Genomic DNA, 14,757 nt, shown 5'->3' with positions numbered 1-14,757 from the left:
CCGAAGCGTTGCGGGCGGGTCAGGCGATGGCGATGACTTCCACCTCGCGCCCGGCCACCAGCGCCACATCGCCCACGGCCTTGCCCATCACGGCAGCAGCGAGCGGCGAGACGTAGGACACGGAGCCCTTGGCCGGATCGGCCTCATCCTCGCCGACGATACGGAAGGTCTGGCGGCGGCCGTCCTCGCGGTCGAGGGTCACGGTGGTGCCGAACTGGACGGTCTCGGGATTGGGAGGAGTCTCGATGAGCTGGGCGGTGGCCCGGCGGGCGCCGTAATAGCGCAGGTCGCGGGTGGCGCGGGCCATGGCCATGCGGTCGGCCTGCACGTCGCCCATCTGCGCCTCGGAATAGGCGGCGCGCGCCTCCGCCAGCGCCGCGTCGAGCGCGGCAAGGCCGCTCGCCGTCACAAGGTTCGGATGCGGCGAGATGGGCCGGTCCGGCAGGTCGGCGGCGGTGGCTTCGAGGTCGGTCTCACGCGTGAAGGCAACGGACATTCAAAAGCAAATCCCGGAGCTTGAGGCATCGTCCCCCAAAGTCAGGAGGACCATTGACCTAAGCATCCGGGACCAGGCTTGCAACCGGCCGCCGTCGCAGGCAGCCGGCGGTGCCACTCACTTGAGCTGGGATTCGACCTTCGCGATGGCGGCGAGCGCGCAGGCCTCGTCGAGGTTGCCGCCGGGGGCGCCGCCGATGCCGACCGCGCCGATGGTCTCGTTGCCCACCTTCACCGGCACGCCTCCACCCAGCACCAGAAAGCCGTCGATGGCCACGAGCTGCGCAGAGGCGGGGTTCTTCTGCACGTTCTCGACGATCACCGTGGTCGGGGTGCGGGTGGAGGCGGAGGTGAAGGCCTTGCGGCGCGCCGCCTCGACCGTGTGCGGGCCGGCATTGTCGGCGCGGGCGAAGGCCCTCAGGACGCCGGCGCGATCCACCACCGCCACCGACACGTTGTAGCCCTGCGCCGCGCAGGCCGCGACACCCTCGCGGGCAATGTCGAGGGCGATCGCCAGCGGCATGTTCCGCTCCTGCAGCGCCTGGGCCGCGACGGGGCCGGCGAGCGTGGCGAAGGTGGCGGAGGCAGCGGCGGCGAGGAGGAGGCGTTTCATCATCGGCCCTTTCTTGGCGGCCGCGCGAGCGACCGGAGATTTTTCCGCGCCGGGCGGTGGCGCTGAGCCTCTCTAGGCCGGGAGAGCCGCGCGCTGAATCCGTCACCTCACCGGGCGGGATCGGTAGAACTACCTAGGACGCGGGCGTTGAGGGTCATCCGCACGAGATCCGCCACGGAGGAGGTGCCGAGCTTTTCGGCGATGTTCGCCCGATGGGCGTCGATGGTGCGCGGGGAAACGCTGAGCGCGGCAGCGACTTCCTTGGTCGCCCAGCCGCGGCACACCATGTCCAGCACCTCGCGCTCGCGCTCGGTGAGGCTGGCGAGGAGGGAAGCCGCCTCGCGCCGCTCCATGAGGGCGTCGAGTGCGCGGGCGGCGGTGCCGAGGGCATCGAGCAGCACCTGCTCGTCCACCGGCTTGGTCAGGAAGTCCACCATCCCGGCGCGGAAGGCCCGGCGGCAGGCGTTCACGTCGCCATGGCCGGTAATCATCACCGCCGGCCAGTCGATGCCCCGCGCGGCCAGCTTCTCCTTGAGCTGGATGCCGGAGATCATGGGCATCCTCAGGTCGAGCAGGAGGCAGCCGGGGCGCTCCGGGTCCACATGGGCGAGGAAGGTCTCGGGATCGGCGAAGGCTTCCACCGTCATGCCGTAGGTGGAGAGCAGCAGCGTGAGGGCCTGCCGCACGGCGGCATCGTCATCGACGAGATAGATGCGGGGAGCGCTCACTGCGCCGCCAGCCGGCGTTCGGCCAAAGCGGGAAGGCTGATGAGGAAGGATGCCCCCTCCCCCGGCCGCGCCTCGGCCTCGATGGTGCCGCTCGCCCGCTCCACCAGCGTGGCGCACAGGGAGAGGCCCAGCCCCATGCCCTCGCTCTTGGTGGTGAAGAAAGGCTCGAACAACCGGGGCAGCACCTCCGCCGAAATGCCCTTGCCGGTATCGCTGACGCGGATCGCCACCGTCTCGCCGGCATCGAAGGTGCGGATCAGGATGCGCTTGTCCGATCCGTCACGCTCCTCGAGGCTGTCCGCCGCGTTGCGGATGAGATTGTGCAGCACCTGCTCCAGCTCCACCGGGTCCGCGTTGGCCAGCGGCATGGGGCGTTCCAGGTCCAGTTCCAGCGTGATGCCGCGGCGGGCGAGATCGGCGCGGGCGAGGGTCGCGGCGTCGTCCACCACGTCGCTGATGTCCACCGCCGTGCGCTCGCTGGCCCGGCGGGCGATGTAGTCGCGCATCCGCCGGAGGATCTCACCGGCCCGGCGCGCCTCCCGCACATTGGCGTCGAGCGCCTCGGAGAGACGCACGGGGTCGCCCTCTGGACCGGACAGGCGCAGCGCCGCCTGGCTCTGGCTCAACAGGGCGGTCAGCGGCTGGGTGAGCTCGTGGGCGATGCCGGAGGCGAGCTCGCCCAGCGAGTTGACCCGCGCGGCATGGGCGAGCTGCGTCTCGCGCTCCAGCAGGCGGCTGCGCTCCTCCGCCAGCGCGGCGAGCTGCTGGGAATGGCGCGCCTCGTGCCGCTGGATCAGCGTGTACCGCCCGGCGAACAAGGCGAGGAGCGAGAACAGGGCGAAGGCCGCGACCGGCACCGGGGCGACGGCCCTGTAGAAGGAGACCGGCCGCTCGATGCCGAGATTGACCGGCTGGGTGGTGCTGTCCGCCGGGCGGAAGAAGGTGAGCGTCGCGAAGGCGCCGGGCTCGGCCACGGGCGGGCGACCGGTCAGCGCGTACGGCCCAAGGCTCAGGCTGATGCGGTCGCTGGAGAGCCGCTCCTCCGGCGTCAGCAGGCCGTTGGGATCGATCTCCAGGATGATGGCGAGGCGCCTGTCGCTGCCCGCGCGCTTGCCGAGGAAATAGTGCTCGGGGTGATCGGCTTCCACATAATAGCGCGCCTCCCCCGCCCTCTGGCCGAAGACGAGCTGGGCGAACCGGGGCATCACCGTGCCCTCCATCTCGCCCGGCACGGCGACCAGCGTCTCGATGACCTGATCGGGGGTCATCTCCAGCACCCGGATGGACAGGATGCGGCGGTAATAGCGCATGATGCCCGTGGCCACCTGCCGGACCGTCTCGGCCGGCGGCGGATCGCTCGCCTGCACCAGCGCGGCGAGGCTGGTGAGATGGGCGTCGTGTTGGGCGACCCGCTGGGACAGGAGCCGATGCAGGGCGACTCCCTCGGCCTCGACCTCCGCATCGGCACGCGAAAGGTTGCTCCGGATCATCAACATCGCGAAAACCGCGACGAGGCCGATCCAGACCAGAAGGAGAGCAGCGACGGACCTGAACGCGAAGGTACGCCGGATCACTGCTTCGACCTCCCTCCCCCTGGGGGCTGATTTGCCGGCTCGAACTTCAGCCTTCTAGCACCGGTTGAAGGGCGCGGAAATCGACGAGGGGCGTGCGCGCGGAAATTTCAATACGGCCGGTAAGGGGTGCCGCAACGGCACAATCGAGGGCCGCTCAGTGGCGCAGGGTCAGCAGGTCTTCCGGCAGCCCGCGGCAGATGTCGGCCACCTGATGCAGCAATTGCCCCAGCGCCGAGGTCTTGCGCCAGAGCAGCGCGATCTGCCGGCTGGGGCGGGAATCCGAGAAGGCGAGCAGGTGGATATTCTGCGCCGGAGGCACCGGATTGCGCGTCGCGAGCATGGGCAGAAGCGTGATGCCGACGCCCGCCGCCACCATCTGGCGCAGGGTTTCCAGGCTGGTGGCGCGGAACTCGGACTTCTCCCGCGCGCCGGACTGGTGGCACACGTCCAGCGCCTGGTCGCGCAGGCAGTGGCCCTCTTCCAGCAGCATCAGGTTCTGGCCAGCAAGCTCCGCGACCCCCAGCGTGTCCCGCCCGGCGAGGCTGTGACTGCCCGGGACCGCGAGGAGAAACGGCTCCTCGAACAGGAATTCACTGTGGAAATGGCTGTCATGCACCGGCAGCGCGAGGAATGCGGCATCCAGCGTGCCGAGGTTCAGCCGCTGGATGAGGTTGGCGCTTTTCTCCTCGAACAGCAGCAGTTCCAGCTCGGGAAACCGCTGGCGGATCAGCGGCACCACATGGGGAAGCAGGTAGGGGCCGAGGGTGGGGAACACGCCGAGCTTCAGCGCCCCGCCCTCCGCATGGCGGCTGCGGTGGGCCGCCTCCTTGAGCTGCTCCACCTCGGTGAGGATGCGCCGCGCGCGTTCCACTGCGTCGCGGCCGGCGGGGGTGAGCATGGCCTTGCGCGGCGTGCGCTCGATGAGGGCAACGCCCAGCTCCTCCTCCAGCTTGCGGATCTGGGTGGAGAGGGTGGGCTGGCTGACACTGCACAGCTCCGCCGCCCGGCGGAAGCTGCGGGTGTCGGCGAGGGCGAGGAGATATTGCAGCTCGCGCAGGGTCATGGTGTCCGGCCCGCCGCCGGTCTGGTCATGCGGCCCAATCAGGCGGCCCTGACGGCCGCCTCCTTGTCCTCGGCGGGGGCGCTGGTGCGGATCAGGTGATCGAAGGCGGAGAGCGAGGCCTTCGCCCCTTCGCCCAGCGCGATCACGATCTGCTTGTAGGGCACGGTGGTGCAATCGCCGGCCGCGAACACGCCGGGCACCGAGGTCTGGCCATGGGCATCCACGACGATTTCGCCGCGGGGAGAGAGGTTCACCACGCCCTTCAGCCACTCGGTGTTGGGCAGGAGGCCGATCTGCACGAAGATGCCTTCCAGCTCCACCGTGTGGATGTCGCCGGTGTTGCGGTTCTCGTAGGTGAGGCCGCTCACCTTCTGGCCGTCGCCGAGCACCTCGGTGGTGCGGGCGGAGGTGAGGATGGTGACGTTGGCGAGGCTCTTGAGCTTGCGCTGGAGCACATCGTCGGCGCGCAGCTGGCTGTCGAACTCGATCAGCGTGACATGGGAAACGATGCCGGCGAGGTCGATGGCCGCTTCCACGCCGGAATTGCCGCCGCCGATGACCGCCACGCGCTTGCCCTTGAACAGCGGGCCGTCGCAGTGGGGGCAGTAGGCCACGCCCTTGTTGCGATAGGCGTCCTCGCCGGGCACGTTCATCTGCCGCCAGCGGGCGCCGGTGGCGAGGATGACGGTGCGCGAGCGCAGGCTGGCGCCGTTGGCGAACTCCACCTCCACCACGTCCTTGCCCGGAACGAGCTTGACGGCGCGCTGGAGGTTCAGGATCTCCACCTCATACTCGCGCACATGCTGCTCCAGCGCGGCGGCGAGCTTCGGCCCCTCGGTGTAGGGAACGGAGATGAAGTTCTCGATGGCCATGGTGTCCAGCACCTGCCCGCCGAAGCGCTCGGCGGCAACGCCGGTGCGGATGCCCTTGCGGGCGGCATAGATGGCGGCCGTCGCGCCGGCCGGGCCACCGCCCACCACCAGCACGTCGAAGCGGTTCATCTCGCCCATGCGCTTGGCGTCGCGGGCGGCCGCGCCGGTGTCGAGCTTGGCGACGATCTCCTCGATGCCCATGCGGCCCTGTCCGAAGACCTCGCCGTTGAGATAGACGGTGGGCACGCTCATCACCTGCCGCGCGTCCACCTCCGCCTGGAACAGGGCGCCGTCGACGGCCACATGCTTCACCCGCGGGTTCAGCACGGCCATGAGGTTCAGCGCCTGCACCACGTCCGGGCAGTTCTGGCAGGACTGGGAGAAATAGGTCTCGAACACGAAGTCGCCGTCGAGCGCCTTCACCTGCTCGATCACCGCCTCCTCCACCTTGGGTGGATAGCCGCCCACCTGGAGCAGCGCCAGCACGAGGGAGGTGAATTCGTGGCCCATGGGCAGGCCGGCGAAGGTGAGGGAAATGTCGTGACCGGGGCTCGACAGGGAGAAGGACGGCACGCGCGCCCCCGGCTCCTGGTGCTCCCGCACGGTGATCTTGTCGGACAGCTCGGCGATATCGGCCAGAAGCTCGCTCATTTCCTTCGACTTCGGCCCGCCATCCACCGCGGCGGTGATTTCGACGGGGCGGACCACGCGCTCCAGATAGGCCTTGAGCTGGGTCTTCATGGCAGAGTCGAGCATGGCAATCCTCCGGCAGAAAAACACGCCGGATCAATGAGCCGGCGGGGTACAAAAGGGCCACGTCCGCCGCTGGCCAAAGGCCGCGGCGGACGGTCGGGGCGCCTCCCTTTCGGGAGCCGGTGTGGCCTCAAGGCAAACGCCTCAAGGCCGGATCGGGTCGTAAAACCTCAGATCTTGCCGACGAGATCGAGGGAGGGCGCCAGCGTCTTCTCGCCTTCCTGCCACTTGGCAGGGCAGACCTCGCCAGGATGGGAGGCGACGTACTGGGCAGCCTTGATCTTCCGCAACAGGTCGGCGGCGTCACGGCCGATGCCCTCGGCGGTGACTTCCACGGCCTGGATGACGCCGTTCGGGTCCACCACGAAGGTGCCGCGGTCGGCGAGGCCCTGACCTTCGCGCATGACGCCGAAGTTGTTGGTGATCACGCCGGCCGGGTCGCCGAGCATGGTGTACTTCACCTTGCCGATGGTCTCGGAGGAATCGTGCCACGCCTTGTGGGTGAAGTGGGTGTCGGTGGAGACCGAGTAGATCTCGACGCCGAGCTTCTGGAACTCGCCATAATGATCGGCCAGATCGCCCAGCTCGGTCGGGCAGACGAAGGTGAAGTCGGCCGGATAGAAGAAGAAGACGGCCCACTTGCCGGCAAGATCGGTGTCCGAAACCTGGATGAACTTGCCATCCTTGAAAGCCTGCGTCGTGAAAGGCTTGATCTTAGTATTGACGAGCGACATGGCAATTCCTCGATGGGGTGTTTGCGCTACGACGGGCCGAAGCCATCGCAGTGCAACATATGGGGGCGGATGCCATATGTGAAATAGATAAGTTACGCGATATCGATAGTCTCACTCTATCAATCAGACCGCAGGAACCCTGATTTCGCGCGGGAAACAAGAGGTTGGCTGCCGAGGGCCGCACGGCCCGGCTGACGTTGACGCGCTGCGACAGAAGCGCGCATTTTACCATCGGCCCTGAGGGAGCGCGGCCGTGCTCGCGCGGATCGAAAGGCGCGTGCCGAATCCCGCCGTTGGAGGGCGCCTACCGCAGCCGGTCCAGCAGCTTCAGCAGCATGGCGCGCTCGGCGGCATCCAGCGGCGCCAGCGTCTCTTCGGTGATGGCGAAGGCGTTCACGCTGGCGCGGGCAACCGCCTCCTCGCCGGCAGCGGTGAGCACCGCCACCAGCAGCCGGCCGTCCTCGGTGTCCGGGCGAGTCTCCACGAAGCCGCGGCGCACGAGGCGGTCCACCACGCCCTTGATGGTGGCGGCATCCATGGCGGTCAAACGCCCGAGCAGATTCTGCGAGCAGGGGCCGGTCTCGGCCAGCTTCGACAGGGCCGCCCACTGGGTCATGGTCAGGTCGTCGCCGATGCGCGCGGCGAAGATGGCGGCATGGCGCTGGCCCACCTGACGCAGGATGAAGCCCACCTGCTCGTCCAGCACATAGGGCGCGTTCGCCCGCGAGCGGCGCACGGGGCGGCGCACCTGCATGGGGGGTGTGGATTTGGGGGGCGTGGCTTTCGGGGGCGTGGCATCGGCCACCTCGGGCGTTGCCACCTTCCGGGGCGCGCGGGACGTCCGCAGGGCCTTGGGCTCCGACGCCATGGCTCAGACCGCCAGATAGGCGTCGCGGATTTCCGGATTGGCCTCCAGATCCGCGATGGTGCCGGAAAAGCGGATGCGCCCCTTCTCGATGATGTAGGCCCGATCCGAGATCAGCTTGGCGAAATGCAAATTCTGCTCGGAGATGACCACCGAGAGCCCCTCCCCCTTCATGGCGAGGATGGCGTCGGCCATCTGCTCCACGATCTTGGGCGCGAGGCCCTCGGACGGCTCGTCCAGCAGCACGAGGGAGGGGTTGCCCATCAGGGTGCGCCCGATGGTGAGCATCTGCTGCTCGCCGCCGCTCATCTGCCCGCCGGGGCGCTTGCGCATCTCGCCGAGGTTCGGGAACAGCTTGTAGAGCATGTCCGGCGTCCAGGTGGCGACGCCGGGGCGCGGCGCCTGCCGGCCCACCTCGAAATTCTCCTCCACCGTGAGATGGCTGAAGATGCGCCGGTCCTCCGGCACGTAGCCGAGGCCGCGCCGCACGATCTCGTAGGTCGGCAGGCGCGAGACGTCGGCGCCGTCGAACATCACCGTACCCGCACGCTGGGGCACGAGGCCGACGATGGAGCGGAAGGTCGTGCTCTTGCCCGCCCCGTTGCGGCCGAGCAGCGCCACCACCTCACCGGCGCCGATCTCGAGGCCCACGTCGTAGAGGATGTGGGCGGGGCCGTAGTGGCTGTTGAGGTTCGAGACCTGAAGTTTCATGCCGCAGTCCCCTCGCGGTGCCGTGCGTCGTAGAGCAGCCCTTCGCCGAGATAGATGGCGCGGACCTGCGGGTCGCGCCGCACCTCGGCCGGGGTGCCGCGGGCGATGAGCTGGCCGCGGTTGAGCACCATCACCTCGTCGGCGTGCTCGAACACCACGTCCATGTCGTGCTCGGTGAAGAGCACGCCGATGCCCTTGGCGCGGGCGATCTCGGCGGTGAGGCGCATCAGCTCCACCCGCTCGCGCGGCGCCATGCCGGCGGTGGGCTCGTCCATGAGGAGGAGGCGCGGCTCATTGGCCAGCGCCACCGCCAATTCCAAGCGCTTCAGGTCGCCATAGGCCAGCTCGCCGCACGGCCGCTCCGCCTGCGTGGTGAGGCCGACAAGGGCGAGCAGCGCATCCGCCTCCGCCCGGCAGGCCGCGCCGGCGAAGCCGAACACGCGGGAGATGCGCCCGTGGAAGGACAGGAGCGCCACCTGCACGTTCTCGCGCACCGTCATGGAGGCGAAGGTGGCGGTGATCTGGAAGGTGCGGCCGACGCCGAGACGCCACACGGCGCGCGGCGGCAGGCCCTTGATGTCCCGGCCCTCGATCAGCACCGTGCCGGCATCGGGCGGGATCTGGCCGTTCAGCATGTTGAAGCAGGTGCTCTTGCCCGCCCCGTTGGGGCCGATGAGGGCGAGCATCTGCCCCGCTTCCACCGTGAAGGACACGCCCCGCACGGCGTGGACGCCGCCATAGGACTTCATCAGGTCTTTGACTTCGAGCAGCGGGCTCATCACGCGGCCTCCGCTTTGGTGGCGCCAACGGTTGCGCCGTTGCCCTTGCGGGGCCAGCGGTGGCGCAGATCCTCGATGAAGCCCACGACCCCCTTGGGAAACGCGAGCACGATGACGACGATGACGCCGCCCAGCACCAGCTTGGAGAGGTCGGTCTGGCTCATCAGCCAGATGGCCAGCGCCTTGTAGAGCACCGCGCCCACCACCGCGCCGGAGACGGTTTCCACGCCGCCGAGCAGCACCATCACCAGACCGTCCACCGAGGTGGGAATGGCCATGTAGTCGGGGAAGACCGAGCCCTTGAGGAAGGCGAACAGCGCACCCGCGAGCCCGGCGAAGGTGCCGGCGACGATGAAGGCCGCCCATTGCATCCGCTGCCGGTTAAGGCCGATGGCCTCCGAGCGCAGCGCGCTGTCGCGCACCGCCCTCAGCCCATAGCCGAACGGCGAGAACACCAGCATCCTGAGCACGCCGACACCCACAACCGCGATGCCCAGCGCAAGCCAGAAGAAGCCGGCCGGACGCGATGCCCACGTCGCCGGCCAGATGCCGAGCAGGCCGTTGTCGCCGCCGGTCACGTCCACCCATTGGAAGGCGATGGACCAGGCGATCTGCGCGAAGGCCAGCGTCAGCATGGCGAAATAGACGCCCGAGAGCCGCACGCAGAACCAGCCGAACAGCACCGCCCCGGCGAGGCCCAGCAGCGGCCCGACGATGAGCGCCGCCTCCATGGGCGCGCCCATGTATTTCACCAGGAAGGCCGCGCCATAGGCGCCTAGGCCGAAATAGGCGGCGTGGCCGAAGGAGGCGAGGCCGCCCACCGTCATCATGAAGTGCAGGCTGGCCGCGAACAGCACGTAGATGAGGATTTCCGCACCAACCGTCAGGGCATAGTTGCCCAGGAAGAAGGGCAGCGCAGCCACCGCGACCACCACCAGCACCACGCCGGCCCGCTCAACTTGCGTGAACGGCCGCCACGGCCGGATGGTGAGGCCGGCTGCGGCGCGGGGCGCGCTCTCCGGCTTGCCGAACAGGCCCCAGGGCCGCACCACCAGCACCACCGCCATCACCAGGAACACGGTGATGAGCGAGATCTGCGGCAGGATGAGAATGCCGAAGGCGTTCAGCTCCGCGACGATGATGGCCGCCACGAAGGCGCCGAACACCGAGCCGAGGCCGCCGATGACCACCACCACGAACACCTCCACGATGATGGAGAGGTCCATGGCGTGGGTCACGGTGGTGCGCGGGATCTGCAGCGCGCCACCCAGCGCGGCGAGGAAGACGCCCAGCGCGAACACGCCGGTGAACAGCCATTTCTGGTTCACGCCCAGCGCCGCGACCATCTCGCGGTCCTGGGTCGCCGCGCGCACCAGCACGCCCCAGCGGGTCTTGTGGAACAGCAGCCAGAGGATGCCGAGCACCACCGGGCCGAGGGTCATCATGAAGAGATCGTAGGTGGGCACCATGCGGCCGAACAGGCTGATGGCGCCGGTGAAGCCGGGGGCGCGGGGGCCGAGCAGGTCTTCCGGCCCCCAGATGACAACAACGAGGTCCTGCACCATGAGCGTCACGCCGAAGGTGGCGAGGAGCTGGAAGAGTTCGGGCGCCTGATAGATGCGCCGTAGCAGCACCATCTCCATCAGTGCGCCGAGCAAAGCGACGATGATCGCCGCGGCGACGATGGCGCCCCAGAAGCCCAGCGGGCCGGCAAAGCGCGTTGTCAGCGTGTAGGCCACATAGGCGCCCAGCATGTAGAAGGCGCCATGGGCGAAGTTCACGATGCGCGTGACGCCGAAGATGATCGACAGTCCCGACGCCACCAGAAACAGCGACGCGGCGCTGGCGAGCCCACTCAGGGCCTGGACCAGAAGAAATTCCACGGCTTCAGCCTCTCGTTCACCTGCTGGAAGTTTTGATCTTTTTGGGCCGCCCGCCGTCGAGGGCCGGGGCCGGATGCGGGGGCGGCTGACTGGCGCCGCCCGCGCTTTGTTCAAGCATTCGGTACGTCATGCCCGGGCTTGTCCCGGGCATCCACGTCGGGCCGCAGGAATAATCCTGCGAAGGAAATACCCGGCCGGACCACGTGGATGGCCGGAACCCGCATGTTTGCGGGTTCCGTTTTTGAGGGCGGAAGTCGGCAACAGCCGACTTCCGGGACAAGCCCGGCCATGACGGGCGGAAAAATCCGCCTCAGTTCGCCGGGCGCAGCTTCGCGGCTTCGGCCTCGGGCGGCAGGTAGTCGGCGCCGGGACGGAACTGGAAGTTCACCATGATGCCCTGCCCGTCCTTCTGCGAGGTCGTGCCGATATAGGCGCCCATGGTCGACTGGTGGTCGGCCGCCCGGTAGACCACATCGCCGAAGGGGGTGGAGACCTTGAGGTTCTTCATCGCCTTGAGAAGGCCGGCGGTGGAGTAGTCGTCGGTCGCCTTCAGCGCCGCGGCGATGGACTTCACGGTCGAGTAGCCGACGATGGAGCCGAGGCGCGGATAGTCCTTGTGGAGCTGCTGGTAGGCGTCGAGGAAGGCCTGATGCTCGGCGGTCTTGATGCCGTACCAGGGATAGCCGGTCACGATCCAGCCCTCGGGGGTCTCGGTCTTCAGTGGGTCGAGATATTCCGGCTCGCCGGTGAGATAGCTGACCACCACGCGGTTCTTGAAGATGCCGCGGGTGTTGCCCTCACGCACCAGCTTCACGAGATCGCCGGCGAAGGTGGCGTTGAGGATGGCCTCGGGATTGGCGGCGTCGATGGCCTGGAGCACCGGGCCGGCGTCGATCTTGTTCAGCGGCGGCCACTGCTCGGCCACGAACTCCACGTCCGGCTTGCGCTTCTTCAGGAGTTCCTTGAACACCGCGACGAAGGACTGGCCGAACTCGTAGTTGGGGGCGATGGTCGCCCAGCGCTTGGCCGGGAGCTTCGCCGCCTCTTCCGCCAGCATGGCGGCCTGCATGTAGTTCGAGGTGCGCAGGCGGAAGGTGTAGTCGTTGCCCTTGGACCAGACGAGCGCGTCGGTGAGCGGCTCGGCGGCCAAGTACATCACCTGCTTCTGCTTGGCGAAGTCGGCGAGCGCGAGGCCGACATTGGAGAGGAAGCCGCCGGCGATCATCACCACGCCGTCGCGCGAGACCAGCTCGTTGGCGGCGGTGAGCGCATCGGCCGGCTTGCCGCCATCGTCCTTGGAGATGATGACGAGCTTCTTGCCCTTGATGCCGCCGGCATCGTTCACTTCCTTCAGCGCCAGATCCATCCCCTTGCGATAGGGATCGAGGAAGGCGGGCAGCGCCGAATAGGAATTGATTTCGCCTACCTTGATCTCGCCCTGCTGCGCCCGCGCCCCGCCTGCGGCGAGGAGGAGAGCGGCGAGGGATGCCGCGACCAGCTTCTTCATGTCCATTCCCCTTTTATGATGTCCCGTGAACCGTCCGCGCGCGGGGCGTGGCCTATCTCAGCCCGTCCTCGCCTGTGATCTCGTCCTTCTTCAGCCCGCCGACGCGCGGCAGCGGCCGTCCGGAATCCGTGACCGCCACGGCGACCACGATCTCGTTGGCGCGCGGGGCATCCGACACGCTCACGATCATGCCGTCGAAATGGCTGCGCACGAAGGCCGCATCCTTGTGGCCGAGCGGAATGTCCAGCTCCGCCCCAAGGCCACCGCGCCGCTTGGACGAGGGGATGAGCGCCGCGCCCTTGCCCAGCACCGCGCGCACCGGCGCGCCCATCTTGGGGTGCAGGAGGGCGGCGGCGTGCTCCAGCTCGCCATTCTCGCCCACCAGCGCCGCCTTGCCGTAGCTCTCGGCGGAAGGCCCCTCGATGCCGAGGGCCTCCACCGCCTTGTTCGTCAGAAGCCCGCCCAGCTCCTCGCCCATGGCGATGAGGTCGGAGAGGTCTTCCACATAGCGGCCGGCGAACGGATTCTCGATCACCGCGATGGCCGCCGCGCGCCGGGTGGGCGGGGAGACGGGGCGGCCCATCTCGGTCTGCGTCTCCTCGACGATGGTGACGATCTTGCGGATGTTCGCGCTCATCGCAGGCCGTCCTCGCCCTTGATGGCTTCCGCCGCGAGGCCACCGACGCGGGCATGGACGCGCGGGCCGCAGGTCATGACCAGCACGAGGGCGATCTCGTCGGCCTTGGGGGCGTCGGACACGCCCACTTCCATGGCGTCGAAATGCGAGCGCACGTAGGAGGCGTTCACATGGGTCACCGGCACGTCGAGCCGGGTGCCCGGCCCGCCCACCTTCTTGGTGGAGGGCACGATGGCCTTGGCATCGCCCAGCGCCTCGCGCATGGCGTAGCCGCCCGGCACGTGCCAGAGCGCGCCGTGCTCGATCTCGCCGGCGGCGCCGACGATGGCGCCCTTGCCGTAGCCGTCGATGGCCTTGGCGTCGCCGCCGAGGGCCGCCAGCAGTTCCTTGGCCATGGCGGCGCCCAGCGGCTTCAGGTCTTCCATGAAGCCGGCGATGTCTTCCACATAGCGGCCGGCGAAGGGGTTCTCGATCACCGTCACGATGGCGCCGCGCTTGCGCGGGGTGGCGGCGGCGGGGCCGCCCTCGTGGAAGATCTCCTCCAGAATGCGGACCTGCTTGCGGATCTTGACCTCAGGCATGGGCGACGCCTCTTTCTTGTTCTGCGGCAAGGGAAATCGGACGGGATGACAGGGGTGCATCCCCCACCGGACAGGTGGAGACGCTGGCGCCCTGCAGGTGCAGCGCGGCGGCGGTGATGAGGCCGCGCGCCACCAGCGCGCCGGCGCAGGCGAGGCCTTCGGCCAGCGCCTCGTCCCGCTCGGCGGGCGTCAGTTCAGGCACGTGGCGCGTCACCTTGAGCAGGCCAAGGTCACTGTCGGGCAGCACCTCGCGCGCCGGGACGCGGACGATACCGGGATGGCCCGGCAGGTTCACCGCATTGGCGATGACGGTCGCCGCCGCATCCGCCGCCGCCGCGCTGGGCGCGAGCACGGTCACGGCATCGGCGATGCCGAGGGAAAAGCTGCGCCCGCGCCAGCCCGAGGTGGCGATGCCGCGCACCGGGCCATCGGCGGCGATACGGGCGGAGCCCACCACGCGCGGCCGGTCCGGCCGGTCCACGATGCCCGCCACCAGCTCGGCGCCGGGCGAGAGATAGAGCGCGATGTCGCCGCCATTGTTGACGAAGGCGCGGGTGAGGCCCGGCCGCACCATGGCGGCGAGCACTTCCTCCGCCACGGCGCCTGCGACGGCGGCCATGGGGGTGATGAAACCAGCGCGCGCATGGGGCGACACCGCCGCCCACATGCGTCGCGCCACCGGACCCTGAAGGGGGCAGGACCCGGGATAGGCAGGCCGGCGGAGCAGGGAGAGTTCGCCGCACAACGTGTCCAGAAGGCCCGCGAGGCGTTCGGTCGCCGCGCCATAGGCGGCGGCCACCACATCCGCCGGGCCATCGGCCTCGATCACGAGGTCGATGGGGCCGTCGTTCAGATGCAGACGACGCCCGTCCGCCAGCAGCCCCGCCTGCGGCAGGCGCCGCTGCACCGGCATCGCGGGCGTCGCGACGCGGGGCGCTGGAGCGGGGATGTCGACGGGGCGC

The 14,757-nt window shown here is 68.9% G+C and carries 15 protein-coding genes; all 15 read right to left on the bottom strand.

Features of this window, described 5'->3' with window-relative positions; translation table 11 throughout:
* Window positions 1–19: 19 nt before the first annotated feature.
* Complete coding sequence (gene greA / locus A37E_RS0120965; RefSeq protein ID WP_024279151.1) at window positions 20–496, bottom strand: transcription elongation factor GreA; 477 nt, start codon at window positions 494–496, stop codon at window positions 20–22.
* A 117-nt stretch (window positions 497–613) separates the two neighbouring features.
* Complete coding sequence (locus A37E_RS0120960) at window positions 614–1,111, bottom strand: heme-binding protein (RefSeq protein WP_347881306.1); 498 nt, start codon at window positions 1,109–1,111, stop codon at window positions 614–616.
* A gap of 104 nt (window positions 1,112–1,215) precedes the next feature.
* On the bottom strand, window positions 1,216–1,836 hold the full coding sequence (locus tag A37E_RS0120955) for a response regulator (protein WP_029558420.1): 621 nt from the start codon (window positions 1,834–1,836) through the stop codon (window positions 1,216–1,218).
* The gene (locus tag A37E_RS0120950) at window positions 1,833–3,410 is read right to left on the bottom strand and encodes an ATP-binding protein (protein ID WP_029558419.1); all 1,578 of its coding nucleotides are present in this window, start codon (window positions 3,408–3,410) and stop codon (window positions 1,833–1,835) included. Before A37E_RS0120950 ends, A37E_RS0120955 begins: the two co-directional genes overlap by 4 nt.
* A 154-nt stretch (window positions 3,411–3,564) precedes the next feature.
* Window positions 3,565–4,473, bottom strand: coding sequence for a LysR substrate-binding domain-containing protein (locus A37E_RS0120945; protein ID WP_029558418.1), 909 nt, complete (start codon window positions 4,471–4,473; stop codon window positions 3,565–3,567).
* Window positions 4,474–4,511: 38 nt separating this feature from the next.
* Window positions 4,512–6,101, bottom strand: a complete 1,590-nt coding sequence (gene ahpF, locus A37E_RS0120940) for an alkyl hydroperoxide reductase subunit F (RefSeq protein WP_029558417.1) — start codon at window positions 6,099–6,101, stop codon at window positions 4,512–4,514.
* Window positions 6,102–6,268: 167 nt separating this feature from the next.
* A complete protein-coding gene (ahpC, locus tag A37E_RS0120935) occupies window positions 6,269–6,832 on the bottom strand; it encodes an alkyl hydroperoxide reductase subunit C (protein ID WP_024279157.1) in 564 nt (187 codons plus the stop codon).
* A gap of 304 nt (window positions 6,833–7,136) precedes the next feature.
* Complete coding sequence (locus tag A37E_RS0120930) at window positions 7,137–7,586, bottom strand: MarR family transcriptional regulator (protein WP_051679473.1); 450 nt, start codon at window positions 7,584–7,586, stop codon at window positions 7,137–7,139.
* 117 nt (window positions 7,587–7,703) lie between these two features.
* Window positions 7,704–8,408, bottom strand: a complete 705-nt coding sequence (locus A37E_RS0120925) for an ABC transporter ATP-binding protein (RefSeq protein ID WP_024279159.1) — start codon at window positions 8,406–8,408, stop codon at window positions 7,704–7,706.
* Window positions 8,405–9,187, bottom strand: coding sequence for an ABC transporter ATP-binding protein (locus A37E_RS0120920; RefSeq protein ID WP_029558415.1), 783 nt, complete (start codon window positions 9,185–9,187; stop codon window positions 8,405–8,407). The genes A37E_RS0120925 and A37E_RS0120920 overlap by 4 nt, the downstream gene beginning before the upstream one ends.
* The gene (locus A37E_RS0120915) at window positions 9,187–11,070 is read right to left on the bottom strand and encodes an ABC transporter permease (RefSeq protein ID WP_029558414.1); all 1,884 of its coding nucleotides are present in this window, start codon (window positions 11,068–11,070) and stop codon (window positions 9,187–9,189) included. Before A37E_RS0120915 ends, A37E_RS0120920 begins: the two co-directional genes overlap by 1 nt.
* Before the next feature lie 310 nt (window positions 11,071–11,380).
* Window positions 11,381–12,577: an ABC transporter substrate-binding protein gene (locus A37E_RS0120910; protein ID WP_029558413.1), complete on the bottom strand. Its 1,197-nt coding sequence runs from the start codon at window positions 12,575–12,577 to the stop codon at window positions 11,381–11,383.
* 52 nt (window positions 12,578–12,629) lie between these two features.
* Complete coding sequence (locus A37E_RS0120905) at window positions 12,630–13,214, bottom strand: amino acid synthesis family protein (RefSeq protein WP_029558412.1); 585 nt, start codon at window positions 13,212–13,214, stop codon at window positions 12,630–12,632.
* The gene (locus tag A37E_RS0120900) at window positions 13,211–13,795 is read right to left on the bottom strand and encodes an amino acid synthesis family protein (RefSeq protein ID WP_029558411.1); all 585 of its coding nucleotides are present in this window, start codon (window positions 13,793–13,795) and stop codon (window positions 13,211–13,213) included. Before A37E_RS0120900 ends, A37E_RS0120905 begins: the two co-directional genes overlap by 4 nt.
* The gene (locus A37E_RS0120895; protein WP_038194831.1) at window positions 13,788–14,708 is read right to left on the bottom strand and encodes a UPF0280 family protein; all 921 of its coding nucleotides are present in this window, start codon (window positions 14,706–14,708) and stop codon (window positions 13,788–13,790) included. The genes A37E_RS0120900 and A37E_RS0120895 overlap by 8 nt, the downstream gene beginning before the upstream one ends.
* Window positions 14,709–14,757: the final 49 nt, after the last annotated feature.

This window comes from Xanthobacter sp. 91 (assembly GCF_000702385.1).
GTDB lineage: Bacteria > Pseudomonadota > Alphaproteobacteria > Rhizobiales > Xanthobacteraceae > Xanthobacter > Xanthobacter aminoxidans.
Note: the sequence above shows the minus strand (reverse complement) of the source record. Positions and strands in the feature narration are given on the sequence as shown.

Coding starts and splice junctions, on each gene's coding strand:
- greA (WP_024279151.1), bottom strand. CDS start 496: ATGTCCGTTGCCTTCACGCGTGAGACCGACCTCGAAGCCACCGCCGCC.
- A37E_RS0120960 (WP_347881306.1), bottom strand. CDS start 1,111: ATGATGAAACGCCTCCTCCTCGCCGCCGCTGCCTCCGCCACCTTCGCC.
- A37E_RS0120945 (WP_029558418.1), bottom strand. CDS start 4,473: ATGACCCTGCGCGAGCTGCAATATCTCCTCGCCCTCGCCGACACCCGC.
- ahpF (WP_029558417.1), bottom strand. CDS start 6,101: ATGCTCGACTCTGCCATGAAGACCCAGCTCAAGGCCTATCTGGAGCGC.
- ahpC (WP_024279157.1), bottom strand. CDS start 6,832: ATGTCGCTCGTCAATACTAAGATCAAGCCTTTCACGACGCAGGCTTTC.
- A37E_RS0120930 (WP_051679473.1), bottom strand. CDS start 7,586: ATGCAGGTGCGCCGCCCCGTGCGCCGCTCGCGGGCGAACGCGCCCTAT.
- A37E_RS0120925 (WP_024279159.1), bottom strand. CDS start 8,408: ATGAAACTTCAGGTCTCGAACCTCAACAGCCACTACGGCCCCGCCCAC.
- A37E_RS0120920 (WP_029558415.1), bottom strand. CDS start 9,187: ATGAGCCCGCTGCTCGAAGTCAAAGACCTGATGAAGTCCTATGGCGGC.
- A37E_RS0120910 (WP_029558413.1), bottom strand. CDS start 12,577: ATGAAGAAGCTGGTCGCGGCATCCCTCGCCGCTCTCCTCCTCGCCGCA.
- A37E_RS0120905 (WP_029558412.1), bottom strand. CDS start 13,214: ATGAGCGCGAACATCCGCAAGATCGTCACCATCGTCGAGGAGACGCAG.
- A37E_RS0120900 (WP_029558411.1), bottom strand. CDS start 13,795: ATGCCTGAGGTCAAGATCCGCAAGCAGGTCCGCATTCTGGAGGAGATC.
- A37E_RS0120895 (WP_038194831.1), bottom strand. CDS start 14,708: ATGCCGGTGCAGCGGCGCCTGCCGCAGGCGGGGCTGCTGGCGGACGGG.